General features: G+C 72.9%; 17 protein-coding genes and 1 pseudogene. 7 read left to right on the forward strand and 11 right to left on the reverse strand.

All coding sequences use genetic code 11. The annotated features are described in order from the left end of the window. Nucleotides 1-140 precede the first annotated feature (140 nt). Entirely contained in the window at nt 141-1,178 is a 1,038-nt protein-coding gene (locus tag ACFYZF_RS09190) for a hypothetical protein (protein WP_387017504.1), read from the forward strand. Nucleotides 1,179-1,329: 151 nt separating this feature from the next. Here ACFYZF_RS09190 and ACFYZF_RS09195 read toward each other — a convergent pair whose 3' ends face one another. Continuing rightward, nucleotides 1,330-2,340, reverse strand: coding sequence for a linear amide C-N hydrolase (locus ACFYZF_RS09195; protein ID WP_387017506.1), 1,011 nt, complete (start codon nt 2,338-2,340; stop codon nt 1,330-1,332). Nucleotides 2,341-2,683: 343 nt separating this feature from the next. On the opposite strand from ACFYZF_RS09195, the gene ACFYZF_RS09200 reads away from it, so the two are divergent. Beyond that, nucleotides 2,684-5,695 carry a carbohydrate binding domain-containing protein gene (locus ACFYZF_RS09200; RefSeq protein WP_387017508.1) on the forward strand — a complete coding sequence of 1,004 codons (3,012 nt, stop codon included), beginning with the start codon at nt 2,684-2,686 and terminating at the stop codon, nt 5,693-5,695. A 132-nt stretch (nt 5,696-5,827) separates the two neighbouring features. Here the strand turns inward: ACFYZF_RS09200 and ACFYZF_RS09205 are convergent, their stop codons facing one another. Together ACFYZF_RS09205 and ACFYZF_RS09210 are read right to left on the reverse strand one after the other, a co-directional pair. Then, on the reverse strand, nt 5,828-7,429 hold the full coding sequence (locus ACFYZF_RS09205) for an asparagine synthetase B family protein (protein ID WP_387017509.1): 1,602 nt from the start codon (nt 7,427-7,429) through the stop codon (nt 5,828-5,830). 3 nt (nt 7,430-7,432) lie between these two features. After that, nucleotides 7,433-8,413 carry a DUF5715 family protein gene (locus ACFYZF_RS09210; RefSeq protein ID WP_387017511.1) on the reverse strand — a complete coding sequence of 327 codons (981 nt, stop codon included), beginning with the start codon at nt 8,411-8,413 and terminating at the stop codon, nt 7,433-7,435. Nucleotides 8,414-8,839: 426 nt separating this feature from the next. Between ACFYZF_RS09210 and ACFYZF_RS09215 the strand changes: the two genes are divergently transcribed. Then, nucleotides 8,840-10,555, forward strand: coding sequence for a DEAD/DEAH box helicase (locus ACFYZF_RS09215; RefSeq protein ID WP_387017513.1), 1,716 nt, complete (start codon nt 8,840-8,842; stop codon nt 10,553-10,555). 214 nt (nt 10,556-10,769) lie between these two features. Here ACFYZF_RS09215 and lon read toward each other — a convergent pair whose 3' ends face one another. Further along, nucleotides 10,770-13,100 carry an endopeptidase La gene (gene lon / locus ACFYZF_RS09220; protein WP_387017514.1) on the reverse strand — a complete coding sequence of 777 codons (2,331 nt, stop codon included), beginning with the start codon at nt 13,098-13,100 and terminating at the stop codon, nt 10,770-10,772. Between the two features lie 492 nt (nt 13,101-13,592). Between lon and ACFYZF_RS09225 the strand changes: the two genes are divergently transcribed. Next, on the forward strand, nt 13,593-13,940 hold the full coding sequence (locus ACFYZF_RS09225) for an Lsr2 family protein (protein WP_161683941.1): 348 nt from the start codon (nt 13,593-13,595) through the stop codon (nt 13,938-13,940). 1,076 nt (nt 13,941-15,016) lie between these two features. On the opposite strand, the gene ACFYZF_RS09230 is transcribed toward ACFYZF_RS09225, so the two are convergent. Next, complete coding sequence (locus tag ACFYZF_RS09230) at nt 15,017-15,910, reverse strand: hypothetical protein (protein WP_387017515.1); 894 nt, start codon at nt 15,908-15,910, stop codon at nt 15,017-15,019. 190 nt (nt 15,911-16,100) lie between these two features. Between ACFYZF_RS09230 and ACFYZF_RS09235 the strand changes: the two genes are divergently transcribed. From ACFYZF_RS09235 to ACFYZF_RS09245, 3 genes are all read left to right on the forward strand, one after another. Next, nucleotides 16,101-17,243 (forward strand): DICT sensory domain-containing protein, encoded by a 1,143-nt coding sequence (locus ACFYZF_RS09235; RefSeq protein WP_387017516.1) that lies wholly within the window; start codon nt 16,101-16,103, stop codon nt 17,241-17,243. Nucleotides 17,244-17,580: 337 nt separating this feature from the next. Then, nucleotides 17,581-18,138, forward strand: coding sequence for a hypothetical protein (locus ACFYZF_RS09240; RefSeq protein WP_387017518.1), 558 nt, complete (start codon nt 17,581-17,583; stop codon nt 18,136-18,138). Nucleotides 18,139-18,307: 169 nt separating this feature from the next. Beyond that, the gene (locus tag ACFYZF_RS09245) at nt 18,308-18,676 is read left to right on the forward strand and encodes an FKBP-type peptidyl-prolyl cis-trans isomerase (protein WP_350888013.1); all 369 of its coding nucleotides are present in this window, start codon (nt 18,308-18,310) and stop codon (nt 18,674-18,676) included. A gap of 276 nt (nt 18,677-18,952) precedes the next feature. Here ACFYZF_RS09245 and ACFYZF_RS09250 read toward each other — a convergent pair. The 6 genes and pseudogenes from ACFYZF_RS09250 to pdhA form a co-directional block, all read right to left on the reverse strand. Continuing rightward, nucleotides 18,953-19,264: pseudogene (locus tag ACFYZF_RS09250) on the reverse strand (STAS domain-containing protein); the annotation flags it as partial. Between the two features lie 322 nt (nt 19,265-19,586). After that, a complete protein-coding gene (locus tag ACFYZF_RS09255; RefSeq protein ID WP_387017521.1) occupies nt 19,587-20,846 on the reverse strand; it encodes an Ig-like domain-containing protein in 1,260 nt (419 codons plus the stop codon). Nucleotides 20,847-21,072: 226 nt separating this feature from the next. After that, nucleotides 21,073-22,755 carry a right-handed parallel beta-helix repeat-containing protein gene (locus tag ACFYZF_RS09260; RefSeq protein ID WP_387017523.1) on the reverse strand — a complete coding sequence of 561 codons (1,683 nt, stop codon included), beginning with the start codon at nt 22,753-22,755 and terminating at the stop codon, nt 21,073-21,075. Nucleotides 22,756-23,288: 533 nt separating this feature from the next. Further along, nucleotides 23,289-24,677, reverse strand: coding sequence for a dihydrolipoamide acetyltransferase family protein (locus tag ACFYZF_RS09265; protein ID WP_387017525.1), 1,389 nt, complete (start codon nt 24,675-24,677; stop codon nt 23,289-23,291). Further along, the gene (locus tag ACFYZF_RS09270; protein ID WP_387017527.1) at nt 24,674-25,690 is read right to left on the reverse strand and encodes an alpha-ketoacid dehydrogenase subunit beta; all 1,017 of its coding nucleotides are present in this window, start codon (nt 25,688-25,690) and stop codon (nt 24,674-24,676) included. The genes ACFYZF_RS09265 and ACFYZF_RS09270 overlap by 4 nt, the downstream gene beginning before the upstream one ends. Next, nucleotides 25,690-26,922, reverse strand: coding sequence for a pyruvate dehydrogenase (acetyl-transferring) E1 component subunit alpha (pdhA, locus tag ACFYZF_RS09275; RefSeq protein ID WP_387018385.1), 1,233 nt, complete (start codon nt 26,920-26,922; stop codon nt 25,690-25,692). The genes ACFYZF_RS09270 and pdhA overlap by 1 nt, the downstream gene beginning before the upstream one ends. Between the last annotated feature and the right edge of the window lie 52 nt (nt 26,923-26,974).

The following is a 26,974-nucleotide window of genomic DNA, read 5'->3' on the forward strand; positions in this document are numbered from 1 at the left end:
GGCAAACATGGACACCTCTTAAGCAATCGACATTCTTGAGTGTTTCATTGTTCGCGGCCATTGCCCTACAGTAATCGAGCCGGGTGACCGGGAACGCCAAAAGCACTCGGCCCCCACCGCCCCGTCGAAAGGGAATCAGCATGACAATTGCACGCACCCGTCCACGTCTACGCGTGGCACGACTGCTGTTCGGCACCGTCCTGACCGCCGTCATGGCCTTCTCCGTGGGCGGTACCGCTGCGGCCGCCGTCGACTCGGGCAGCGGCATGTCCGCCAACGCCCGCACCGACGTCTACATCAAGGACATCGCGAGCGACACCGGCTTCGAGCCGCACGGCGCCATCTATTCGTCGTTCTTCAACAGCCCGAACATCAAGATCTGCCCCACGGCGGTGGAGTGCGCCTCGTCCACGAATCCGGTCGTCAGCTCGACGAGTTACATTTTCGTGAAGCTGAACAACCACGGTCCCTACGGTTCCGGAATCAGCAGCGGAACGCTGAAGGCGTACTACACCACCTCCGGCGGCGCCGCGAACTGGCCGCTGAACTGGACGCAGATCGGCGCGAAGCCGCTGGTGGTCGCCGCCTCCGGGGTCACCACGACGTCGATCGCGTGGAACAACGTGCCCTCCATCGGGCACTTCTGCCTCCTGCTGCGTTGGGAGTCACCGACCGACCCGATGCTGTTCGAGGGCCCGGCGACGTCCATCAACACGCAGTACAACAACAACATCGCCTGGAAGAACGCCAACACCGTCCCGGCGGCCACCCCCGGCTCGATCTCGGTCCGGCCGTACGCCCTGGCGAACGCCCTGGACGTGCCGGCCAAGTTCGACCTCGCGTTCCGGCCGCTGGGCGAGGCGGTGCCGGGAGCCAAGATCGTCGCCGACCTCGGCCCCGAGATGTTCCAGCGCTGGCGGGCCGCGGGTGCGCAGGGTGAGGGCATCCGGGTCGTCGGCAACACCTCGATCCAGATCGTCGACCCGGCCAAGGCACAGATCAAGGACCTGCTGATCAACCCGAACGAGCGGCCGGTGCTGTCGCTCAGCTTCTCGGTGGACCAGGTCCTGCAGAAGCCGTACGTCCTCCAGGTCGTCCAGGTCGGCCCGGCCAAGGAGATCGGTGAGAAGTACGACGTGGGCGGGGTGGACTACACCTTCGATCCCAAGGAGCGCTGACGAGGGGGACGGTGGGCCGGGCGCCGGGGATCGCATCCCCCGGCACCCGGCCCACCGGCATGCCCTCCCAGCCCCACCCCGCGCCGGCCCTACGCGCCCGGGGAGACCGTGGAAGGAAACGGCCCCTCCGGGGGCCGAAATCCTCCCAGGTCTACGGGAGGGTGACCGGGAGGCGGTACTGGCGGTCCGTGCCCGTGGCGGTGCGGAGGTGGACCTCGCCGGTGCGCAGGCCGTACGTGACCGACCAGCGGGTGTGGCCCTGCCGGACGTCGTTGAGCAGCTCCAGCGCCGCCCGGTCGTCGACCACCCCGCCGGCCTTCGCCAGCGCGGCGGCGAGCACGCCGTAGCGGTGGTCGGTGCGCCGCTTCTCCTCGGGTACGCCGACAACGGGCACGTTGGTCAGCGCCTGCCAGCTCCCCCGCCCCTTCTCGACCCGCAGCGCCCCGTCGACGAACTCGACCACGGCCGACGCCCCCGTGGCGTCGGCGAGCAGGTAGTGCAGCGGCGGTCCGCCCTCGAAGTCGAGGTTGTGCCGGCCGAACACGGCGACCGCCTCGTCCACGGTGGCTGCCTGGTCGAGCACCAGCCGCAGGATGCGCACCGAGCCGACGGTGGGCCTGCCCGCCTCAGGTCGGGCGGTGGCGGCGTCGTCGGCGGCCAGTCCGACGGCGAGCCCGCGCTCGTTCATCCCGTCGAAGGGCAGCAGGGGCGCGTCGAGCAGCCGGCGGTCCCCCGTGGGGTCGGCGCCGACGCCGAGGTAGGACATGTCGACCAGGGAGACCGTGGCGTACCCGTCCGGCGGGTCGGTGCGCAGCACGAGGGCCGGGTTGGCCTCCCAGTCGAAGTTGCGGGCGAACAGCGGCCGGCCCCGGTCGCCCCACGCGGCGAAGAGCGAGCAGCCGAACGGGCTGGGCGGCGCGGCGTCGGTGCCCACGGTGGGGTCGTAGTCGCCGACGAAGGTCATCTCCCACATCGGTAGGTCGTCGACCTTGCGCAGGCTGGCCAGGGTCTGCTCGGCCTCGGCCGCGCTCTGCCGGGACGCGGTGGGAGTGCCGGTCGACGGGCCGGTCGGCGTCGACCCGGCGGCGGTGGGCTCGGGTCCGGAGCAGGCGGTGACGGCGAGCAGCAGGGCCAGGCCGGCGCTGAGGAAGGTCCTACGCATAATCCCTGAACGCTAAATCAGCCATCGACCGTTGTCCACCACGGCGAGAGCAGCCGGGCCTGTCCCCGGTGCACCTCAAGCACCCGTACGCCACGTCGCGGCGGTCAGGCCGGAGGCGTCCCGGCAGGGGTGTTTTCCCGCCTGTTGTGAACATCTGGTGTCGGGAGGTTGATGGTGGTAACTTTCTCGACACTTGCAAGACCTTGCAGAAAGATCCGGTACTTCTTGACGACACACGTCAGGCAACTGTCCGGATCGGACAGTCCACCCCCGAACCGAGGGCTGCCGCAAGGTCCGTCCCCCTTCGGCCCAGGCGCCGACATCTCACCCCCGAGGAGCCCCGATGGGCAGCAGCACCGGGCGACGACGACGGATGATCGGGGCCGCGATGGCCGCCGGCCTGGTCGTCGGGCTGGCCCCGCTCAGCATCGCCGCCGCCGCGAACACCGTGACCGTCTACTACCAGCCCCCGGCCGCGTGGACCGGCACCGTGAACCTCCACTGGGCCCCCGACGGAGGCGCGTGGACGGCCGTGCCGGGCGTACCCATGGAGCCGGCCTGCACGGGCTGGCGCAAGCGGACCGTCGACGCCGGGTCCGCCGCCGGCCTCCAAGCGGTCTTCAACAACAACGCGGGCACCTGGGACAACAACAACGGCCGCAACTACCGCCTCGGCACCGGTGCGGTGACCGTGTCCGGCGGCGTGGTCGGCGCGGGCGATCCCTGCGCCGGCACCCCGCCCTCGCCCACCCCCTCGCCCACCCCGTCGACCGGCCGGACGGCCGACGTCTGGTACCACGTCGCCACCCGGGGCTGGGCCACCGCGAACATCCACTACCAGCCCGCCGGTGGGGCCTGGACCGCCGTGCCCGGCGTGCCGATGGAGGCCGTCTGCACCGGCTGGGCCCGCCGGACGGTCGACCTGGGTGCCGCCGCGACGATGAAGGCGGCGTTCAACAACGGCGCTGGGAACTGGGACAACAACAACGGCGCGGACTACGCCATCGGGACCGGGGTGACCACGGTCAAGGGGGGTGTGGTGACCGCCGGGGCGACCGCGCCGTGTGTGCCGGAGACACCGGACACCACCGCGCCCTCCACCCCGACCGGGCTGGGCGCCACCGCGAACGGGGTGCGGGTGGCGGTGTCCTGGGCGGCGGCCACCGACGACCGGGCGGTCACCGGCTACCGGCTCACCCGCACCGGCGGGCCGGAGGGCACGGTCACGATGACCACCGCCGCCACCAGCTACCTCGACGGCGCGCTGACCGCGAACACCCGCTACGAGTACACCGTGCGGGCGTACGACGCGGCCGGCAACACCTCACCGGCCAGCGACCGGGCGGCGGCGACCACCGGCGACGGCCCGCCCCCGGCGACGGCCGGCAGCCCGCTCGGCGGTGACCCCCGCGAGGACAGCATCTACTTCGTGATGACCGCCCGGTTCGCCGACGGCGACAACGCCAACAACCGGGGCGGCAGCCAGCACGTCAGGTCCGGCAACGCGGCCAACAACGACCCGATGTTCCGGGGCGACTTCAAGGGCCTGATCGACAAGCTGGACTACATCAAGGGGCTCGGCTTCTCCGCCCTGTGGATCACCCCGGTGGTGCTGAACCGGTCCGACTACGACTTCCACGGCTACCACGGCTGGGACTTCTACCGCGTGGACCCGCGCCTGGAGAGCCCCGGCGCGAGCTACCAGGATCTGATCAACACCGCGCACGGCAAGGGCATCAAGATCTTCCAGGACGTGGTCTACAACCACAGCTCCCGCTGGGGCGCCAAGGGCCTGTTCACCCCGACGGTGTACGGCGTCCGCGACGAGCAGTGGAAGTGGATGTACAGCAAGCAGGAGCCGGGCCGCGGGTACGACCCGATGGTGGAGCACGCAGGCGCCGACCCGGAGCTGACCCCGGCGCAGAACGCCCTGGCCAAGGGCCGCGCGTACAACGGGGACGTGTGGTCGACGGCCGCGCCGGCCGGCAACCAGTGCCCGCGCTGGGGCACTCCGAACGGGACCAGCCCGGAGGGCTTCAAGCTCTACGAGTGCCAGTGGCCGGCACCGACCAACAAGCTGTTCCCGGCCGACCTGTACCACCAGTGCTGGATCGGCAATTGGGAGGGCGAGGACGCCCGGAGCTGCTGGCTGCACGAGGACCTGGCCGACTTCAACACCGAGAACGCCACCGTGCAGCAGTACCTGATCGACGCGTACAACCGGTACATCGACATGGGGGTGGACGGCTTCCGGATCGACACGGCCGTGCACATTCCCCGGGTCACCTGGAACCGTCGCTTCCTGCCGGCCATCCAGCAGCACGCCCTGGCCAAGCACGGCGAGAAGGGCAAGGACTTCTACGTCTTCGGCGAGGTCGCCGCGTTCGTCAACGACAAGTGGAACCGGGGCTCGGTCAACCACTCGGCGCAGTTCTTCACCTGGAAGGAGCGCAAGGAGTACAGCCCCGACGACGTCAGGGCCGCGATCGAACAGTTCGACTACGAGCAGCTCTCCGGCCCGGGCGGCCAGCCCACCACCGACAACGCGTTCCTGCGCGGGAACACCTACCACGCCCCGGACCACTCGAAGTTCTCCGGCATGAACGTCATCGACATGCGGATGCACATGAACTTCGGCGACGCCAACAACGCGTACGGCAACGGCAAGGACTCCGACGACAGCTACAACGACGCCACCTACAACGTCGTCTACGTCGACAGCCACGACTACGGGCCGAACAAGTCGAACACCCGGTACACCGGGGGCACCGACGCCTGGGCGGAGAACATGAGCCTGATGTGGACGTTCCGGGGCATCCCGACGCTCTACTACGGCTCGGAGATCGAGTTCCAGAAGGGCGCGAAGATCGACTGCGGGCCGACCTGCCCCCTCGCCACCACCGGCCGGGCCTACTACGGCGACCACGTTCAGGGCACGGTCACCGCGTCGGACTTCGGCAAGGTCAGCTCCGCCACCGGGCCGGTGGCCACCACGCTCAGCCAGCCGCTGGCCAAGCACGTGCAGCGGCTCAACCAGATCCGCCGGGCGGTGCCCGCCCTGCAGAAGGGGCAGTACTCGACCGAGGGGATCAGCGGGTCGATGGCGTACAAGCGCCGGTTCACCTCCGGCGCGGTGGACAGCTTCGCGCTGGTGACGGTCTCCGGCAGCGCGACGTTCGCCGGGGTTCCGAACGGCCGGTACGTCGACGCGGTCACCGGCGACGTGAAGACGGTGACCAACGGGACGCTGTCCGCAGCCGTCACCGGCAAGGGCAACCTGCGGGTGTACGTGCTGGACCTGCCGGGCAACCCGGCGCCCGGGAAGATCGGCGAGACCGGCGCCTACCTGCGGTGACCCGGCGGCGGGGCGGCCGGTCCGGCCGCCCCGCCCCGGTCACGTCGATCATGGGTGGGCCGGGCCTCGGGGAGCCGGGGTCCGGCCACGCCACCGCCGCCAGTTCCGCGACGCGGACCGGCGGCTCAGCGGTCAGCCGACCGGCGTACGGCGCGTGGCGCGCGGGCCGACCAGCCGGCGGACCACCGGCGCGGCGTTCCACTTCGCCGCCCCGACCAGGTCCCGGGCGTGCTCCAGCATCGTGTAGTCCGGCCTGGCCAGCCCGTCGGCGATGGCCCGGTCCAGGTCGTTGCCGCACCGACTGAGCACGCTGTCGAAGTCCCGCCGGACGGGTTCGAGCAGGTGGTAGCCGAACGAGCGGTGCAGCCGGGCGAACAGCGGCTTGTAGAGCCGGGCCCGCTCGTGCAGCCCCGACGAGTACGACATCGGGTTCTTCGGCCGGCGCAGCACGTAGTCGGGCAGCACGTCGGCGAAGGCCCGTCGCACGATCCACTTCTCCCGCCCCTCGCGCAGCTTCAGCTCCAGCGGCAGCCGCATCGCCAGCTCCACCACGCTGAGGTCGAGGAACGGCACCCGCGCCTCGACCCCGTGGCCCATGCTGGCCCGGTCCACCCGCTGCAACTCCGTACGGCACAGGTTGCGGATCCGGTGCAGGAACAGCCGGCGGGCCCGCTCGGGGCCGACCTGGTGGTACATCGGGTAGCCGCCGAACAGCTCGTCGGAGCCGTCCCCGGTGAGCACCACCCGCACGCCCAGCTCGCGGAGCCGACGGAAGATCGGCACCGAGACCACCGCGTTGATGATGTCCCCGTACTCGGTCAGCTCCGAGATCCGGATGGCCTCCCGCACATCGGCGAGCCGGACGTCACGGGGGCGCAGCTCGACCACCTCGTGCGGCACCCCCAGGTCGGCGGCGAGCCGCCGGGCGTACGCCACGTCCGGGCTCTCCGGCACGCCGACGGTGACCGCCACGCAGTTCGGGTGCATCTGGTGGGCGTGCACCAGGGCCAGGGAGCTGTCCAGCCCGCCGGAGAGCACCACGCCGAGGGGCAGGTCGGTGTCCACCCGCATCCGGATGCTGTCGGTGAGGGCGGCACGGACGAGCAGGGCGGCCTCGTCCGGGTCGTCCACCATCGGCAGCCCCTCGCCGAGGGTCAGCAGGTCGACGTACGGGCGCAGCCGGACGTCGCCGCCCGGCTCGGCCCAGCCGTGGTGCCCCGGGGGCACCTCGCACACCGGCGCACCGTGCCCGACCAGCGCCTTGACCTCGCTGGCGAGGTGCAGGCAGCCGGGCACCCGGGACCAGTACAGCGGCTTGACCCCGATCGGGTCACGGGCCAGGTAGGCCCGCCCGGTGGTCCGATCGACGACGACGAACGCGTACTCGCCACGCAGCCGCCGCACCGCGTCCTCGCCCCAGGCCAGGAACGCGGCGAGCAGTACCTCGGTGTCGCTCTCGCTGCGGAACGGGTGGCCGAGTCGCGTCAGCTCCGCGCGCAGCTCGTGGTGGTTGAAGATCTCGCCGTTGTGGCAGAGCAGGAACCGCCCGTCGGCGGAGACCCAGGGCTGCACGGCCCGGTCCCGGTCGACGATCCGCAGCCGGCGGGTGCCGGCGAGCAGCCCGGCCTCCCGGCGGGTCTCGGTCACCTCGCCGCGCGGGGCGAGGACTGTCAGCATCCGGCGGAAGGTGGCCGGGTCGGCCTCCGGGCCGATGCTCAACGCGATGCCACACACGGCTCAGACCCCCATCTCGGCCTCGTACGACCGGCGGAAACGCGGGCCGGCGGCGGGCGCGAGGCAGAGGTGCCAGGCCTGTCCCTCGTCGATCACGTTGACCTCCCCGGCCCGCTGCCGGGCGAGCAGCAGACCGGCGAGGGCGTCCCGGGCGCCGAACCGCTCGAACCAGGCCAGCTCCACGTCGACGGCGTAGCCGAGGCAGTGCCCGCTGGGCACCATCGCGGCGTAGCCGAGACGGCGTAGCTGGTGCTGATGCTCGGCGCTGCGGACCAGGCTGGTCACCCACAGCGGCGGGGTGCCGGGCGGGGTGATCCGGTCGAACTCGCGGCCGATGTCGTTGAGCAGCCCGATCACCTCGCGCCGGGCCCGGCGGAACTTCAGCCCGGCGGTGTGCGGCCGGGCCTCCGGCAGCAACCGTCGGCGCACCGCCCGCACGCCCCGGCCGACGAGGGTGACCGGCTGCTGCTGGTACCGGAAGCGGAGCAGGTCGCGGCGACGCAGCCACTCCAGGTCCACCAGGTCGACGCTGGCGTTCACCTCCGCGTCGGTCATGAAGGTGGGCGCGTCGCGCCACCACAGCACGTCGATGCGGGAGAGCAGGTAGATCCGGATCAGGGCGGTCAGGTCGGCGGCGGAGCTGCGCGGGTTGGGCCGGTAGCGGGCCATCTCCAGCAGCAGCGTCTCCCGGGCGCCGATGAGGCCCTGCGGGGTGGCGTGGAGCACCGCGGCGATCGCCGGCTCGCGCAGGCGCCCGTCGAGCAGCACCTGTCGGGCTCCCGCCGACCCGGGTTCGGCCAGGGCGCCGACCTCGATCAGCAGCTCCGCCACGGCCGCCCGGTAGGCGGCGAGGTCCGGGGCGGCGGGCGGGGCCGGTCGGCGGGCCACCCCCCGGGCCGCCCCCTGGGGCACCCGCCGGGCCGGCGTGGCGGACGCGACGGACGGGCCGGGCTGCTGGCCGGGGCTTCGGCTGGGCACTCGCATGGTCGGGTCCTCTCTCCCGGTACGACACGGTGCGGCTGATATGAAACCCACCGTAAGCACCTGGAGCGGGAAGAGCCCGAACAATTCTCCTATTTCACCCGAAGTCTGCGTGCGGCCCGGTACGGAAGCGAGCCGGTGCTCACCCGGGCCACCCCGAGCCGGCCCAGCTCGGCCAGGCCGGGGTTCTGCACCGCTGACGGGGTGAGCTGGACGGCCGGGGTGGGTGCGGCACCCCGGCCGTCCGCCCGAGCCTCGATTCCCGGAGGAAGAGGCCCTTGTCCCAGTCTCGCCGAACTCAGCCGTTCACGCAGCCCGCTCCGCCGACCGCGGAAACCAGACCCGCGCCGTCGCCCGCGAAACAGGCCGAGAAAGCCGGTTGTGCCGGTCGCCCGAGCGCGCCTCGAGGGGTGATGAAAGGCTTGTCCCATGAGCTCCGCACCAACACCGACCGACCCGACCGCCACGCCCAGCACCGACGAGGCGACCGCCTTCACGGATCTCGGGTTGCGCGCCGAACTGCTCGGCGCCCTCTCCGCCCTCGGCTACGAGGAGCCGACCCCGATCCAGCGGGAGGCCATTCCTCCCCTGTTGGCCGGTCGGGACCTGCTGGGCCAGGCGGCCACCGGCACGGGCAAGACCGCCGCGTTCGCGCTGCCGCTGCTGCACCACCTGCCTGACCGGCGCCCCGGCGGCGACCCGGTGGCGCTGGTGCTGGTGCCCACCCGGGAGCTGGCGGTACAGGTCTCCGAGGCGTTCCACCGGTACGGCAAGGACCTGGGCACCCGGGTGCTGCCGATCTACGGCGGGCAGCCGATCGGCCGGCAGCTACGCGCCCTGGACCTGGGCGTGGACGTGGTGGTGGCCACCCCGGGGCGGGCGCTGGACCACATCGCCCGGGGCACCCTGCGGCTGGGCGAGCTGGCCACGGTGGTGCTCGACGAGGCCGACGAGATGCTCGACATGGGCTTCGCCGAGGACATCGAGGCGATCCTGGAGCACGCCCCGGCGCAGCGGCAGACGGTGCTGTTCTCGGCGACCATGCCGTCGCGCATCGACGGGATGGCCCGCCAGCACCTGACCGAACCGGTACGCATCCAGATCGGCCGGGAGCAGCAGGTGGCCGGCGAGGCGCCCCTGGTGCGGCAGAGCGCGTACATCGTGGCGCGGGCACACAAGCCGGCGGCGCTGGGCCGGGTGCTGGACGTGGAGTCGCCGACCGCGGCGATCGTGTTCTGCCGCAGCCGCGAGGAGGTGGACCGGCTCACCGAGACGATGAACGGCCGGGGCTACCGGGCCGAGGCGCTGCACGGCGGGATGAGCCAGGAGCAGCGGGACCGGGTGATGGGACGGCTGCGCGCCGGCACCGCCGACCTGCTGGTGGCCACCGACGTGGCGGCCCGGGGCCTGGACGTCGAGCAGCTCACCCACGTGGTCAACTACGACGTGCCGTCGGCCCCGGAGTCGTACGTGCACCGGATCGGCCGGGTGGGCCGTGCCGGCCGCGAGGGCGTGGCGATCACCCTCGCCGAGCCGCGCGAGCACCGGATGCTCAAGACCATCGAGCGGGTGACCGGGCAGCGGATCGCGATCGACAAGATCCCGACGGCGGCCGACCTGCGCACCCGGCGGCTGGAGCTGACCCAGGCGGCGCTGCGGGAGTCGCTGCTGGAGGACGACCTGGATCCGTTCCGGGTGATCGTGGAGTCGCTGTCGGACGAGTTCGACCTGATGGAGGTCGCCCTCGCCGCGGTGAAGCTGGCCCACGAGGCCGCCTCGCCGGGCTCGGACGACGACGAGGAGGAGATCCCCCAGGTCGCGGTCCGTCCGCAGCGGGAGACCCGGCCGGGGTACGAGGGTCGGGGCGGCGGCGACCGCCGTCCGGCCCGCCCCCGGTCGGGGGACGCCACGCAGGTGTTCATCGGGCTGGGCCGGCGCGCCGGGGTGCGCCCGCAGGACCTGGTGGGGGCGATCACCGGAGAGACGCGGGTGAGCGGCCGGGACATCGGCTCGATCGAGATCGCCGACCGGTTCTCGCTGGTGGAGGTCCCGAACGGGGCGGTCGACGAGGTGATCGCCGCGTTGCGCGGCAGCACCATCAAGGGCCGCAAGACGACGGTACGCCGCGACCGCGACCGCCCCTGACCGCTTGATCGATTCGGCGTCGGTGACGATCACGGCCCCCGCGTTCCAGGGCACCGCCAGGTCACCGACGCCGAGTTGATCCGCAGCGGCGCGGGTCGGCCGGGTCAGCTCAGAACGCGTACGAGCCGAACCTGCCCAGGGGGCCTTGGCCGGGCGCGCGTTGACAGAGGTCCCCCGCCTGCCGGAAGCGATGACAGGGGACCTCTGTCGCCCCTCAGGCGGCCGTCAGGGTGGGGCCGGTGAGGGTGCCTGCGTCGGCCGGGCGCAGCGCCAGGGCGAGCACGTCGACGACGTCGGCGAGGGTGTGCACGGTCAGCGCCTCCCGTACCTCGGTGGGTAGGTCGTCCAGGTCCGGCTCGTTACGGGCCGGGATGATCACCTCGGTCAGGCCGGCCCGGTGCGCGGCGAGCAGCTTCTGCTTCACCCCGCCGATGGGCAGCACCCGGCCGGAGAGCGTCACCTCGCCGGTCATCCCGAACTCGGGTCGCACCGGCCGGCCGGTCACCAGCGAGGCCAGCGCCGTCACCATCGTGATTCCGGCGCTCGGCCCGTCCTTGGGCACCGCGCCCGCCGGAACGTGCAGGTGGATCCGCCGCCCGGCGAGGGCGTTCGGGTCGATGCCGAGCCGGCGCCCGTTGGAGCGCAGGTACGACAGCGCGATGTGCGCGGACTCCTTCATCACGTCGCCGAGCTGGCCGGTGAGGGTCAGCCCCGGCTCACCCTCCATGCTGGTGGCCTCGACGAAGAGCACGTCCCCGCCCGCGCCGGTGACCGCGAGGCCGGTGGCCACGCCGGGCACCGCCGTCCGCTCCGCCGACTCGGGGGTGAACCTGGGCCGGCCGAGGTAGCGGGCCAGATTCTCGGTGTCCACCCGGACGGGCGTCGGGTCGGTCGCCAGGGCGACCGCGACCTTGCGCAGGATCTTCGCCAGCGCCCGCTCCAACTGCCGGACGCCGGCCTCCCGGGTGTGCTCCCCCGCGATCCGGGCGAGCGCGTCGTCGGCGACGGTGACCTCCTCGTTGGTCAGGCCGGCCCGCTCCCGCTGCCTGGGCAGCAGGTGGTCACGGGCGATGGCGACCTTCTCGTCCTCGGTGTAGCCGTCCAGGGTGACCAGCTCCATCCTGTCCAGCAGCGGGCCCGGGATGGTCTCCACCACGTTGGCGGTGGCCAGGAACAGCACGTCGGACAGGTCGAGGTCGACCTCCAGGTAGTGGTCGCGGAAGGTGTGGTTCTGCGCCGGGTCGAGCACCTCCAGCAGGGCGGCGGCCGGGTCGCCGGCGTAGCCGACCGCGAGCTTGTCGACCTCGTCGAGGAGCACGACCGGGTTCATCGAGCCGGCCTCGCGCAGCGCGCGGACGATCCGGCCGGGCAGCGCGCCGACGTACGTGCGGCGGTGGCCCCGGATCTCCGCCTCGTCGCGGACCCCGCCGAGGGAGACCCGGACGAAGTTGCGGCCGAGCGCCCGGGCGACGGACTCGCCGAGGCTGGTCTTGCCGACGCCGGGAGGGCCGGCGAGGGCGAGCACCGCGCCGGAGCCACGCCCGCCGACCACGCCGAGGTTGCGCTCGGCCCGGCGGTTGCGCACAGCGAGGTACTCCAGGATGCGGTCCTTCACGTCGGCCAGGCCGGCGTGGTCGGCGTCGAGCACGGCCCGCGCCGCGGCCAGGTCGGTGTTGTCCTCGGTACGCGTGGTCCACGGCATCTCCAGCACCGTGTCCAGCCAGGTACGGATCCAACCCGCCTCCGGGGAGGCGTCGCTGGCCCGCTCCAGCTTGCCGACCTCGCGCAGCGCCGCCTCGCGGACCTTCTCGGGCAGCTCGGCGGACTCGACCCGGGCCCGGTAGTCGGCGGAGCCGTCCGGCTCGTCCTCGCCGAGCTCCTTGCGGATGGCGGCGAGCTGCTGGCGGAGCAGGAACTCGCGCTGGGACTTCTCCAGCCCCTCGCGGACGTCGCTGTTGATCTGCTCGGTGACCTCCTGCTCGGCCAGGTGGTCCTTCACCCAGCCGACGAGAAGCTCCAGCCGGGCGGTGGCGTCCGGAGCGGCGAGCAGTTCGGTCTTCTGCGCCAGCGTGAGCCAGGGCGCGTAGCCGGCCGCGTCGGCCAGCTCGGAGAGGTCGGTCATCCGCTCCATGGCGTCGATGACCTGCCACGCGCCGCGCTGCTGAAGCACAGACGTCATCAGGGCGCGGTACTCGCGGGCGAGGTCCCGGGCCCGGCCGGTGGGGACGGGTTCGGGCAGTTCGGTGGCCTCGACCCAGAGGGCGGCGCCGGGCCCGGGGACGCCGGAGCCGATCCGGGCCCGGGACAGCCCCCGGACCACGGCGGCCGGCTCGCCGCTGGGCAGGCGGCCCACCTTCTCGATGGTGGCGACCGTGCCGACGGGGCCGTACTCGCCGTCGATACGGGGCACGGCGAGGAGTTGCTCATCGCCGGTGGCGCGGGCCGCGTCGACGGCGGCCTGGGTGGTCGGGTCGAGGGTCACCGGAATGACCATGCCTGGCAGTAGGACGGCGTCGGTCAGTGGAAGTACCGGAAGAGTTGCCATCGAACACCTGCTATCGCGTTGGGTTGAGCCTGACTCACTCAAGTAACAGAGCGTTCCCCTTGTTCCGAAGCGTGATTCAGCCCACTCGGACGGTCACTCGGAGGCGGCCCGGCGCAGGGCCCGGACGCGGGGTCTGCCTCGCCGGCCGGGGCGTCCGACGAGGAGCGACGGCGGTCCCCGCGCCTGATCACGGCCCGGGTCGGCGCCGGCGCGATCTTCGGGAAACCGCCCGCCGCCGAAGGGAAGGCGTGGCGGATGACCACCACACCGCCGCGCCCGCCGCGGGTGTCGGAGGCGAATCGGGGGCCGCCCCGCGGCGCCTCTGGCCTGCTCAACCGCTTGAGCGGCACCGGCAAATTCCACCGGCCCAGCGGGATTCCATCCCGCGTAAACTCGACTCGCCGAATGCAGAACCGGGCATATTCTTGCGGAATTGCCAGTTGATACGTCAAACTCTTAGCACACCCCGCCCAACACAAGGAGTAATTGGCGATGGCTCGGAAAGTAATCACCGTTCTGACTGATGACCTCGACGGCGGGAAGGCGGATCGGACCGTCGAGTTCAGCCTGGACGGCGTGGCGTACACCATCGATGTCTCCGACGAGAACGCCGGCACCCTGCGCAAAGCACTCGATCCCTACATCAACGCCGGCCGGCGCATCGGTCGGGGCCCGGTCGAGACCGGCCGGACCGCCCGCCGCCCGGGAAGGGCCCCGGTCTCCGGAATGGACCGCGAGCAGAACCGGGCCATCCGGGAATGGGCCGCCAACAACGGCCACGAGATTTCCGACCGCGGGCGCATCCCGGTGTCGGTCGTCGAGGCCTACAAAAACCGCTGATCCGGCGGCGGTGCCGCGATCCGGGGGATCCCGGGTCGCGCCGTGGAGGCCGGCACCCGCTGGCCCCTTTCCGGTCGCAGTTCCTACGGCGCCGGCCGACATAGGCCGGTGCCGGTGCGAGCCGTCCCACGACCCGGCCGGTCAGCTACTTGGCCGGTCGGCGCACTCGACGGAGCAGCGGGCGGGCCGGGCCCGGCACTCCGGGCGCCCGTCGACACGTCAGTGAACGGCGCGCGGACGGGGCCGGGCCGGCACCGGCGCACCCGACACCCCCGCCCGAGGTGACGGCCCGTTCACGCGCCGACGGCTTCCGCTCTTCCTGCCGTGCCCGTCCGCCGAGATGACGGCACCTGCGCGCCGCCCGGCGTCCCCCGTCCACCGGTCCAGCCCCGCAGGCCGCCCCGCGCAGTTCGGCGTCGCGGGCACCCGCATCTCCGCGCCGGTGCTCGAACCGCGCGACGGGGTCGCCCCGGGGTGATCGGCCCCGGGCGACCCCGGATCTGCCGACGGTCGCGGCGCCGCCGCGCGACTGGAGTCGACCTGGATCCGCACGACGTTCGAAGGCGGGTGCCCGGTTGATCCGCTCCATCATCGGGACGCAGTTGCGGACCGCCTATCGGCCCGGACCGCGCACCGGGCGGTTCCGGGCAGCGGCAGGCCGTCCCCGCCGCCGTTCTGGCCGCCGCCATTGTCCCCGCCGCGCTGACCGCGCTTGTTGCCGATTCCGCCGAAGAGCGCGAGCGCGCCGACAACGTCCAGCAGCCGCCTGCTCCGCGCGATACCGGATGACGGCGCCCGTGTGGCCTTCGCATCGAATTGCTCTCCTCCCCCGACCCGGTAGCCGCCACGTGGCCCCGCGGGACCGATCAATTCCGGTGGGCCTCCGGTGAGGGTCACTACGACGTGCCGGCGCATGCCGATGGTCGACGATGTTCTTTCGCACCGTCGTCCACGCCCGCAGGCTCGGTGGAGCAGGATCCTGCCCATTCCCGCTGGAGTACGCGCCGCGCCGCGAGGTTCAACCCGGATATGGGAATTCTGCGGGAGCGACCGGTCGACGGCCCGTTACAGGGACGTCAGTCCGCGCAGAGGTGGTCGAATCCAAAGCCGTTCCGCATTTCGTCACGGCGCGCCCGCAGCCGGCGGATGTCCCCGTCGAACTGCTCGCGGGCGACCAGCTCCGGCTCGCCGCCGTCGAGGCCGCGCAGCCGCTCGCCCACCGCCACGGCGGCGAGGTCCTCGGCGAGCCGCCCCGGGTCCACCCCGCAGGAGAGGCGGTGCTCCCACACCCGCACCCGTTCCACCAGGCACCGTCCGGGCCGCACCTCGACCCAGCTCCAGCCCTCGGCCGGGCCGTCCGCCCAGCGCACGTGCAGACCCCGGACGATCGGGTCGACCAGCCGACGGGAGACGTAGGCCTCGACGGCTGCCGCCCGGGCCAGGGCACCGAGGTCGTTGACGTGCCCGCTGCGCCCGTCCGGCAACCGGCCGACGATGTCCCGGAAGGCGACCGGCGTGGCGTCCCCGGGCTCGGTGTGCCCCGGGTCCGGCCCGACGGCGTCGGCGTAGGCGCGCGCGTCGATGACGTACTCGACGATCCGCCGGCCGTGGTCGGCGGCGCGCAGGGTGGGCGAGGCGATCCGCAGCACCGCCAGGCCGACCGCCGCGCACACGGCGTCCTTCATCCGTTCGGCGCGGTGGGCCGCCGACCCGGCCGGCACCGGCGGCCCGACCTCGACGGCGAACAGCGGCCGGCCCGAAGACGCGGCGCAGACCACGTGGTCGAGGCACTCCCGCCCGGCCGAGCTCCACTGGTGACCGGTGACCCCCGGCGGACGGCCGTGCAGCAACTCGCCGAGCCGCCGGGCTGCGTACACCACCTGGCCGCCCCGGGCGAGGGCCGGACCACGGCCGGTCGACGCCGCGACGGGGCGCAGCAGGGAGCCGTCTTCACTACCGGTGCTCGTCATCCGCCTTGTCCATCCGTCGGGCCGTCAACCGGCCGAGTCTAGGCCGTCGATCATGGTTCCCACCTCGCCGGTGCGGCCCGCGCCCGGCCGCCGGTCGGCCCGGGCACGCCGCCCGGACGCTCCTCGCCGCGGCGCCGGCTGGGCGGGGCCGGCGGAGGCGCTCCGTTCTCCGGTTCTCTAGGCTCAGCGGGTGCTGCACAGTGGACGGCCCCCGGAACTCATGACCAAGCGCAGCCTCGTCGCCGTCTCCCACGCCATCGAGAGCGCCGCCCTGGCCATCGCCGAGGACGGGCCGATGGTGGTCGTCGCGCTCTTCCAACGGATGCCGTACTTCGAGCGGGAACGGGCGGTCTACGAGCAGATCGCCGCCTCGGGGGCGGTGACGGTGGTGGGCGTGGTCGGGCAGCCTCCTTCGGGGCTCCCCGACGGCGCGTACGGGGTGGCCCTGGAGGAGACCGAGGACCTGGCGCGGGAGTGGAGCGTGCTCGCGCTGACCCCCCGGTTCGGCGCGATGCTGGTCGCGTACGACCGGGCGGAGGTGGAGCCGGCGGCGACCCTGGAGGCCGGTCGACTCTTCGACGGCCGGTGGGGTTTCCGCCGCGACGAGGCGTTGCACGAGGTCCTGCGGCTGCGCGACCGGCTCGCCGACCGGCTTTCCGACGCGGTCCGCGCAACCGTGGACGACGTGCTGGCCCGGGTACGTGACCTGCCCGCGACGCCCGGCGAGGCACGCGGCGAGGCGGCGCTGCGGCTGATGTTCTCCCGCGCCGAGCGGGCGGCCCGGGATCACTGGGCGACCGGGTCGGGGGCGGGTGACCGCGGCCGGGGTGCCGACGCGGGGGCCGCCGAGGCCGCCGCACCGCTGCTCGACGAGTCGGGGATGCGGCGGTGGACGGACGCGGACGGGATCACCGCGTCGGGCACCCTGCCGGTGGCGCTGATCGGCGTCCGGGTGGACGAGCCGGCTGGCGCGCCGGAGCGCTTCGGCCGGCGCAGCGCGGCCCGCGAGGCGCAGGCGGTGATCGGGGCGGTGACCGCGCCGCTGCGTCCGGTGGACCGGGCCGTACGCCTGTCGGACCAGGAGTACCTGTTGCTCCTGCCGGCGCTGACCGAGGAGCAGGCGGTGACGGTGGCCGGCCAGGTACACGAGGCGGTCGGCGACCTGGTCCGGTCGTACCCGTTCGTCGCGTTCGCGGTGCACGCGGCGGTCACCGTGACGGCCCGGCGGCCCCTGCCCGTGGCCGACGTCCGGCACGCGGTCGGGTGGGCCGCCCGGGAGGGCGTGCCGGTGGCCCGGCTGGCCCCCGAGACGGCCGAGGTACCGGTCGGGTAGTGCGAGGCGTTCCCGGCAGGCCGTGCGCGCTGCTCTCCGGGCGACATCTCACCTGGTAGGGCCCCGGTACCCGCCGGCGCGGCCGTCGGCCCCGCCCGCGCGATCACCGGTCTGCGGTCTCCGGTCTGCGGTCTCCGGTCTGCGGTCTCCTCGGTTGCGGTTGCGTGATCATCGACTACGGTCGGACGAGGCCGACGGGGGACTGTCCGGGCGGAACGAAGTGGATCAGGGTCGAAGGTCCCGGTCGGAAGCGGACCCATCGGCCCTGACCGGGACGTCGGTGACGATGTCCAATGGAACTGCCACCGGGAACGCGGTGCGAGGCACAGGAAGGGACGTGGAGACCATGGCCGCGACGACCGAGCGGACCACCGCCAACACCATCGCTCCATCGGGCGAGACCACCCCACAGAGGGCCACCCGGTACGTCCTGGCCGGAATTCGGATCGCCCTGGGCTGGACCTTCCTCTGGGCCTTTTTGGACAAGATGTTCGGTCTCGGTCACGGGACCGAGGCGAAGAACGCCTGGATCGAGGGGGGCAGCCCCACCAAGGGCTTCCTGGCTTTCGGCACGGCCGGCCCGTTCAAGGGGCTCTACACCGAGATCGCCGGCGCGGCCTGGGCGGACTGGCTGTTCATGGCCGGCCTCGCCGCCATCGGCGTGGCCCTGATCCTCGGCATCGGGATGCGGATCGCCGCCGTCGCCGGTGGCCTGCTGCTGGTGATGATGTGGACGGCCGTCCTGCCCCCCGAGAACAACCCCTTCATGGACGACCACCTCATCTACGCCGCGGTCCTGGTGGTCCTCGCCCTGCTCGGCGCGGGCGACACCCTCGGCCTCGGCCGGGCCTGGAAGCGGCTGCCCATCGTCCAGCGGTTCCCCTGGCTGATCTAGTCGGACGAGCACGGCCCGGCGGGCGCCACCTTCCCGGTGGCGCCCGCCGCCGCTTGTCGGACCGTGCCGGGGACGCCGGACGCGGGACCGCCGGACATCGGCGGATCACGATCCGGCAGGATCGACGGCGACCGCAGTTGACCGCAGCACCGAGCAGGAGGCGTACGACATGGACAAGCCCCAGGTTGGCCCGATCGAGGGCGCGCCGCCCGCCGATCTCGTCATCGAGGACCTCACGGTCGGCGATGGCCCGGAGGCCCAGCCCGGTCAGCGGGCCACCGTGCACTACGTGGGGGTGGCCCACTCCACCGGTCGCGAGTTCGACGCGTCCTGGAACCACGGCGAGGCGTTCGAGTTCCCGCTGGGCGGCGGGAGGGTCATCGCCGGCTGGGATCAGGGCGTGGTCGGCATGCGGGTCGGCGGCCGGCGCAAGCTCACCATTCCGCCGCACCTCGGGTACGGCAACCAGGGCGCCGGCGGCCTCATCAAGCCCGGCGAGACCCTGGTGTTCGTCGTCGACCTGCTCGGCGTCCGCTGACCCGGGTGGGGTCGTCGGCCGGTGCCGGCGGCCCCACTGGACGGCAGGCCGTCAGACGCAGGCCAGCATGGGTGCGGAGGACGCCTCCGCCACGGGCACGAGCGACCCCAGGGCGCGGGCCAGCGATCCGAGCACGACAGGTTCCGGCGGGGTCACCGCCGGACCCGGTCGCGCCGACGACTCTTCCGCCAGGGCCGGGGCGAGCGGCGCCAGCACCCGCGGCGCTGCCGCGATCGAGCCAGCGGCAGCGACGGTCGAGACAGCGGCGCCGTCCCGGACGGGGATGACGCGGTCCAGGCCGGTGACGTGCAGCACCCGGGCGACCACCGGGGCCGGGTCGACGAGCACCAGCTCGCCGCCACGGGCGCGGACCCGTCGGTGCGCGGCGACCAGCGCCCGGACCCCGGCCGCGGAGAGCAGCCGGACGCCGGAGATGTCGAGCCGCAGCAGCGGCCGGGCCGGGGCGGCCCACAGCGCGGCGCGCAGCAGGCCCACGGTGGCGATGTCGACCTCGCCGGTCGCCCTCATCTCCACCGCGTGGTCGCCCACGCTGACCTGCACGTGGAATCGATCGCTGCGCTGCTCCATGACCACGAATCTATCCCCACCCCCCGACAATTCCGCCCTGCCGAGGAGTGAGTCCGGGTACACCCAGGGTCTGACCCCGAGTCACTCCGGGTCCACCCTGAGCAGGAGCCACGGCAACGCCGGGCATCCCCGGGGGCACCGGCGAACCCGGGCCGGCCGACCGGGCCGCCCCGGGCGAGGTGGGCGACGGGGCGAGGTGGGCCACGGGGCGCAGCCGGTGAGGACGGCGACCGGGGCGCCCCCCCGCCGGGGGGGGCCCCCCCCCCCCCGCCCCCCCCCCCCGCGGGGGGCCCCCCCGGTCCGGCGGTCGTTCCTCCCGTTTTCAGCCGCCGCTGGCCGAGGGGGCCGGTGCGGGCGAGCTGCCGCCGGCCACCGCGCCGGGGTGCGGCGCCACGTGCGGGCTGGGCCGCAGCCCGGCCGGTACGGGCAACGCGCTGCCCTTGGCGAACTCGTCCCAGCCGACGTTCCAGGCCGTCCAGCCGTTGCCGGCCTGTAGCGGCACCTCGGTGCCCTTGACGGTCACCAGGTCGCCGACCTGGGTGATCCCCATCAGCCAGTCGGCCGCCGTGGCGGAGACGTTGGCGCAGCCATGGGAGACGTTGGTGTAGCCCTGGTCGCCCTCGGACCACGGCGCCGAGTGGATGAACTCACCGCCCCAGGTGATCCGCTGCGCGTCGTCGACATCGACCACGTACCCGCCGTCGGGCTCGCCGCGGGTGTCGAACGTCGTCCGCTCGTGCTTCTCCATGATCACCATTTTGCCGCTGGAGCTGGGCGTGCTCGGCTTGCCGAGGCTGACCGGGATCCGGCGGACCAGCTTGCCGTCCCGGAACACCGACATCTGCTTCGTGGCGTTGTCGATGTCGACGGCGACCTGCCGCCCGATCTTCGAGGTGGCCCTGCGGTCGGCGTCGCCCATCCGCTCCTTGCCGATCGGCAGCCCTTCCAGCGCCGCCCGGACGCTGATCGCGGTGCCCGGCCGCCAGAAGTCGGGTGCCCGGTAGTACACCTGACTGCCGTCCTCCAGCCACGACCAGGTGCCCGGCTGCGGCGGGTCGGTCTTGACGAACAGCCGCTTCTGCACCGCCGCCCGCGCCTCCTTCGGCACGGCCGGCTCGAAGGCCACCGTCACCGGCATCGCGGTGCCGTACGTCTGGTTGCCCGCGAAGTAGAGAGTGCTGGTGATCGCCGGCTTCGTCGACTTCGACGCCGTGGTGAAGGTTGTCTTCCGGGTGGAGGTCCGCCCCTGGTCCCCGGTCACCGTCACCTCGGCGGTGTACGTCCGCCCGTTCGCCAGGGGCGCGCTGGGCACCCAGCCCGACCCGTCATCCCGGGGCTCGCCGCCCAACTGCCGCCCCTTGTCGTCGGTGAGCCGGACGGCGCTGACCTTCCCGTTCGTCACGCTGGTGCCGACCTCGGCGCTGAGCGGGACGTCCCGGGCCCGGTCGACCGGCGTCAGCTCGACCGCGGGCGGCGGCGCCGCTCCCCCGGCGGCCTTCCGCTCGGCGGTGCACCCGCCGAGCACCAGCGAGGTGGCTGCGATGGTTACCGCAAATAGCGTCGATCGCCGCCTCACGTTCATATTCGCACCCCATTCCCATTTCCCCTTGGCCACATTCTGTACGGCCCGACGGGAGGCGCGACGTAGCTTTCCAGGAATTACGTGAAGCATTTTTCGGCAGTTTCGGCGGCACCGGGCCGAAAGTGTTCCCGCCGACCTGGCAGAACCCGATGTCACGGTTCTGCCGGGTCACCCCGGACGACCGGTTCGCCCCGTCGTGCACCCGGCCGGAACCGTCCACCGGCGATCAGCAGCCCCAGTCCTGGTCACCGTGGTTGCGGTCCCAACGGCCGCCGACCGGCGGGGTGTCCAGCCGGGTGGGGGCCACGGCGTTGCCCGCCAGGTCGTTGTCCTCCACCCGGCAGGCGACGCAACTGCCCCGCTCGGTGATCCACAGCCCGTGGGTCTGCGTACGCCTGTGGTGGTTGTCCCAGACCCGGTTGCCCCGGACGGTGGCGGAGTCGAACGGCGCGTTGATCGTGATCCCGGCCCGGCACTCCGGCGCCGGCAACAACTCGTACGCGGTGCCGGGCAGGGGGGTGTCGCCACTCCACCCGCTGTAGGCGTCGGGGCGGACCGGGGCGAGGGTGATCTCGTTGCCGTCGTTCGCGGCGACGACGGCGACCCGCCTGCCCACCCGCAGCACCTTGCCCCGGTGCCCGTCGTGCGGCCAGTCCGCCGCCCGGTCGACCAGCGACCGGTCGGTGTAGCGGACGGACTCCCCGCTGCCCCGGTGCTCGTCGGCGCACTGCCGGCCGTTGTTGCGGATCCGGTTGTTGAGCAGCACGGCGTCGGCCATCGGGCGGTCGATCCGGATGCCGTCCAGGCCGTTGCCCCAGAAGTCGTTGCTGTCGATGACCACGTCCATGGCCGCCCCCTGGTAGCCGTGGCCCAGATCGTGCCCGTGGTACCCGTACGCCCCGTTCCCGCTGATCCGGTTGCCCCGGATCGTGTACGGACCGGGGGTGTTGCCCATGCTGACGCCGTCGCGGACGTTGCCGTCGATGACGCAGTCGGTCAGCAGGCCGCCCCGGCCGGCGATGCCGGACGTGCCCTCGGCTGAGACGTCGAAGCCGGCCTCCAAATTGCCGATCATGGTGCAGGCGGAGACGACCAGCCCGTCGGCGCCCCAGTCGGAGATGCCGAACCTGTTGCCCTGGCTGTGGCAGCCGATGATCCGGTAGCCACGCGGGGGCTGCCAGTAGGGCTTCTGCAACTCCAGGAAGATGCCGTTGGTGCCGTTGCCCAGCGTGGTGCAGTTGGCGATGGTGAGCCGCTCCACGGTGCCCCAGCCGCCGATGCCGACGCCGATCCCGGCGCCGCCCATCTCCTCGCCGTTGTCCAGCCGGCCGCAGCCGACCACCACCACCCCCTCGATCAGGCTGTCCTGGAGGAAGTCGCAGCCGAGCCCCGTCGCGGCGGTGTGGTGGATGTAGAGGTTCCGGAACGTCCCGCGCACCACGTACTGGAGGCCGAGCCCCTTCGCCAGGTAGTTGTACTCGGCCATGCTCACGCCGGAGCCGTCGATCTCGAAGTCGGCGAAGGTGCAGTCGGCGATGTGCCGGTCTCGGTCGGCGCCGTGCTGGACCGTGGTCCAGAAGGCCAGCGGCGTCGGCTCGGCGCGGTTGCCCTCGTTGCTCAGCAGGAACCGGGTCGCGCTCGGTCCGGCGCCGATCAGTGACACCCCGCTGCGCCACACCGTGCCCGCGTCCCGGATGGAGTAGATGCCGGGCGGGCAGTAGATCACCCGGGCCCGTCCGTCGGCGTCGTACCCCGCACCGAGGCGGTCCACCAACGCGGCCAGCGCTGGCTGGTCGTTGGTCACCCCGTCACCGCGCAGCCCGTACTCGGTGGCGTCACAGTGCAACGGCGCTCCGGCGACGGCGGGACGACGGTCCCGGACGTTGACGGGCACTCCCTGGAACGGCACTGCGCTCTCCTCTCCGACGGCGAACGACGGGCGACGGAGGGCGCGGCTCACACCCGGACCGCCACCGCCACGGACGACCGGGACGGCCGCCGACGGCGCCGATTTCCCGGCCACCGAGCAGGAAAACGGAATGGCGCCGCCGCTGTCCCCGCACGACAGGTATGCCTCCCGGCGCTTATGGAGCTGAGTCGGATCTGCCCCGGCGCCTCAGTCGGATTGCGCTCGTTCGGGAAACAATTCCCTCATCGCACCCGCGAGGCCACTATTTGCCGGATCGCGCACGATATTCCCCGCCGTGACAGGTTGGCGAATTGTGGGGGCGGTGGTCCGGCCGGGCTCGGACACCCGTTTTCGCCGGAAAGGGATGTCCTCGACCGGGCGAGGTGGTTCACGACAAGGCGCGTCGAATGCGGTGACCGCAGGGTTCGCGTGCGTACCGGACCGACTGCTGCGGTCGCCTTCGGGTGCGTCTCCTGCCAAGACGGCAGGAGACGCACCCGAAGTGCGGCGCGCGCCGGGACGGACCGGCGCGGTCAGACGTTCGCCACCAGCAGGGCAGGCTGTTCGACGCAGTCGGCGACGTGCCGCAGGAAGCCCCCGGCCACCGCGCCGTCGCAGACCCGGTGGTCGAAGGTGAGACTGAGCTGCGTCACCTTCCGTACGGCGAGCTGCCCGTCGACCACCCACGGCTTGTCCACGATCCGGCCCACCCCGAGCAGCGCCGCCTCCGGGTGGTTGATGATCGGGGTGGAGCCGTCGACCCCGAACACCCCGTAGTTGTTGAGGGTGAAGGTGCCACCGGTGAGGCGGGCCGGGGGCAGGGCGCCGGCCCGGGCCGCGGCGGTGGTCTCGGCGAGGGCCACGGACAGCTCCCGGGTGGTGAGCAGTTGGGCGTCGCGCAGCACCGGGACGACCAGGCCCCGGTCGGTCTGCGCGGCGATGCCCAGGTGCACCCCACGGGACTGGACGATCCGCTGCCCCGCGGTGTCGACGTGCGCGTTGAGCTGCGGGAACCGGCGCAGGCCGCTGAGGCAGATCCGGGCCAGCAGGGCCAGGATGCTCACCGGCTGGTCCGGCGTCGCGGCGTTGATCGCCCGCCGGGTCTGCACCAGCGCGGTGGCATCCGTGTCGACCCAGATGGTCACCTCGGGGATCTCCCGCCGGCTGCGGGAGAGCTTGTCGGCGATCGCCTTACGGATGCCGGTGAGCGGGATGACCAGGTCATCGTCGCTGACCGACCGGGCGGGCTCGGACCGGGCCGGCACCGGGGCGAGCCGAGGGGCCGGGGTGGCGAGGGCTGCTTCGACGTCGGCCCGGCGGACCACCCCGCCAGGGCCGGTGCCCCGCACGGTGGCCGGGTCGATGCCGTGCTCGCGGGCCAGCCTCCGGACGATCGGCGAGATGACCAGCGCCGACCCCGTCCCGGTGCCGGCCGCCCCCACCGGGGCGCTCGCGGGAGCCACGGCTTGGGCGGTCGGCGGTTCCGGGGCGACCGCGGGAGCCACGGCCGGGTGGGCGGCCGGTGGTTCCGGGGCGATCGCGAGGCGGGGGCGGCGGCGCCGGCCCGGCCCGCCGTGACCGGTGCCGTACCCGATGAGGACGTTGCCGGAGCCGGCGCGCTCCTCCTCCCGGTAGGTGGCGTGCCCGGCGGGCTCGCCGCCGTCGCCGTCCGGCGGCGCGATGGTGATCAGTGGCTGACCGACCGGGCGCATCTCGCCGGCCGCGCCGTGCAGGGCCACGACCCGACCGGCGTACGGGCAGGGCACGTCCACGACCGCCTTGGCGGTCTCCACCTCGACGACGGTCTGGTCCACGGTCACGGTGTCGCCCACGGCGACCCGCCACTCGACGATCTCCGCCTCGGCCAGCCCCTCGCCCAGGTCCGGCAGGAGGAAGACCTGGGTACGGTCCACGGTGGTCATGCCGCGCTGCCCTGGGTCAGCCAGCGCGGATCGGGCCGGTCGTCCCACTGGAGCCGGGCCACCGTGTCGAGCACCCGGTCCACCCCGGGCAGGTGGGTGTGCTCCAGCATCGGCGCCGGGTACGGGATGTCCAGCCCGGACACCCGCAGCACCGGGGCGTGCAGGGCGTGGAAGCAGCGCTCCTGCACCCGGGCGGCGATCTCGGCGCCGACCCCGGCGAAGCCCTGCGCCTCCTGGATCACCACGCACCGGCCGGTCCTGCGCACGGAGGCGGCGATGGTGGCGTCGTCGAGCGGGACGATGGTGCGCACGTCCACCACCTCCAGGTCCCAGCCCTCCTCGCGGGCAGCCTCGGCGGCCTCCAGCGCGACCGGCACCGCCGGCCCGTACGCCACCAGGGTGGCGTCGCGGCCGGGGCGGCGCACGACGGCCCGGCCGAACGGCTCGGTGCGGGTGGGCAGCTCGGCCTCGGCGCTGGAGAAGTAGAGCTTCTTCGGCTCCATGAAGACCACCGGGTCGGGGTCGGCGATCGCCTCGCGCAGCAGCGAGTACGCGTCGGCCACGGTCGCCGGGGTGACCACCTTCAGGCCCGGGGTGTGCGCGTAGTACGCCTCGGACGAGTCGCAGTGATGCTCGACCCCGCCGATGCCGCCGGCGTACGGCACCCGGATGACCATGGGGACGCTCAGCGCACCCCTGGTGCGGTTGCGCAGCTTGGCCACGTGCGAGGCGATCTGCTCGAAAGCCGGGTACGCGAACGCGTCGAACTGCATCTCCACGACCGGCCGCATCCCGGACATGGCCAGGCCGACGGCGAAGCCGACGATGCCGGCCTCGGCGAGCGGGGTGTCGAAGCAGCGCTTGTCGCCGAACCGGGCCTGGAGCCCGTCGGTGATCCGGAAGACGCCGCCGAGCGTGCCGACGTCCTCGCCGAAGACGAGCACCCGCTCGTCTTCGGCCAGCGCGTCGGCGAGCGCGGCGTTGAGCGCCTTCGCCATGGTGGTGGCGCCCATCAAACGTCCCCCTCGGACTCCCGGTCGGCGGCCAGTTCGGCGCGGACCAGCTCGCGCTGCTCGACGAGCTGCGGGGTCGGCTCGGCGTAGACGTGGTCGAAGAGACTGAGCGGGTCGACCTGCGGCTGGACGTGCATCCGCTCGCGCAGGTCGGCGGCGTACGCCTCGGCCTCCTCGGCGATGGCGGCGATCGCGGCGTCGTCGAGCACCTCGCGCGTGCGCAGGTACGTCTCCAACCGGGCGATCGGGTCGCGGTCGCGCCAGGTGTCGACCTCGGCGACGTCGCGGTAGCGGGTGGCGTCGTCGGCGTTGGTGTGCGCCTCCATCCGATAGGTGTGCGCCTCGACCAGGAACGGGCCCTGGCCGGCGCGGGCGTGCTCGACCGCGCGGGTCAGCACGGCGAGCACGGCGACGGGGTCGTTGCCGTCGACCTGCTCGCTGGGCACGCCGTATCCGACGCCCTTGTACGCCAGCGACGGCGCGGCGGTCTGCCGGGACAGCGGGACGCTGATGGCGTACTTGTTGTTCTGCACGAAGAACACGACGGGGGCCTTGAACACGGCGGCGAAGTTGAGTCCCTCGTGGAAGTCGCCCTCGCTGGTGGCGCCGTCGCCGATGAAGGCCAGGGCGACGGTGTCCCGCCCCTGGTGGGCCTCCCCGTAGGCCAGCCCGGCGGCGTGCACGCACTGGGTGGCCAGCGGCGTGCACTGCGGGGCGGTGTGCCGCTGCGCGGGGTCGTACCCGCAGTGCCAGTCGCCGCGCAGCAGGGTGAGCACCTCGACGGGGTCGATGCCCCGGGAGACCAGCGCCATCGACTCGCGGTAGGTGGGGAAGACCCAGTCGGTGTCCCGGACGGCGAGCACGGCGCCGACCTGGCAGGCTTCCTGGCCCCGGGAGGAGGGGTAGACGGCGAGCCGGCCCTGCTTGGTCAGGGCGGTGGCCTGGGTGTCGAACCGGCGGCCGACCACCATACGGCGGTACAGCTCGCGCAGCGCCTCGGCGGACGGCTCGGGGTAGTCGGCGCGGGCCGGCAGCGGGGTGCCGTCGGCGTCGAGCAGCCGCACCGGCTCCGTCTGCGGCAGCAGGCCGGCAGTCGGATCGGGCGTCGCCTGCCCGCGGGCGGGGGCCTTGGTGGGCTTCTTGGCCGGCGGGCGGGTACGCGGGGATGCCCTGCGGACCGCCTGGGGTGTGGTCGTCACGGCGGGGACCTCCTGGACGTGTGGTGGCCCTATGCTCCTGCTGTTGGATGATTGACTCAAGATTCACAATGAACGTGGGACGAAC

Origin of the sequence: Micromonospora sp. NPDC001898, assembly GCF_042891255.1 — a bacterium.
Classification (GTDB): Bacteria; Actinomycetota; Actinomycetes; order Mycobacteriales; family Micromonosporaceae; genus Micromonospora.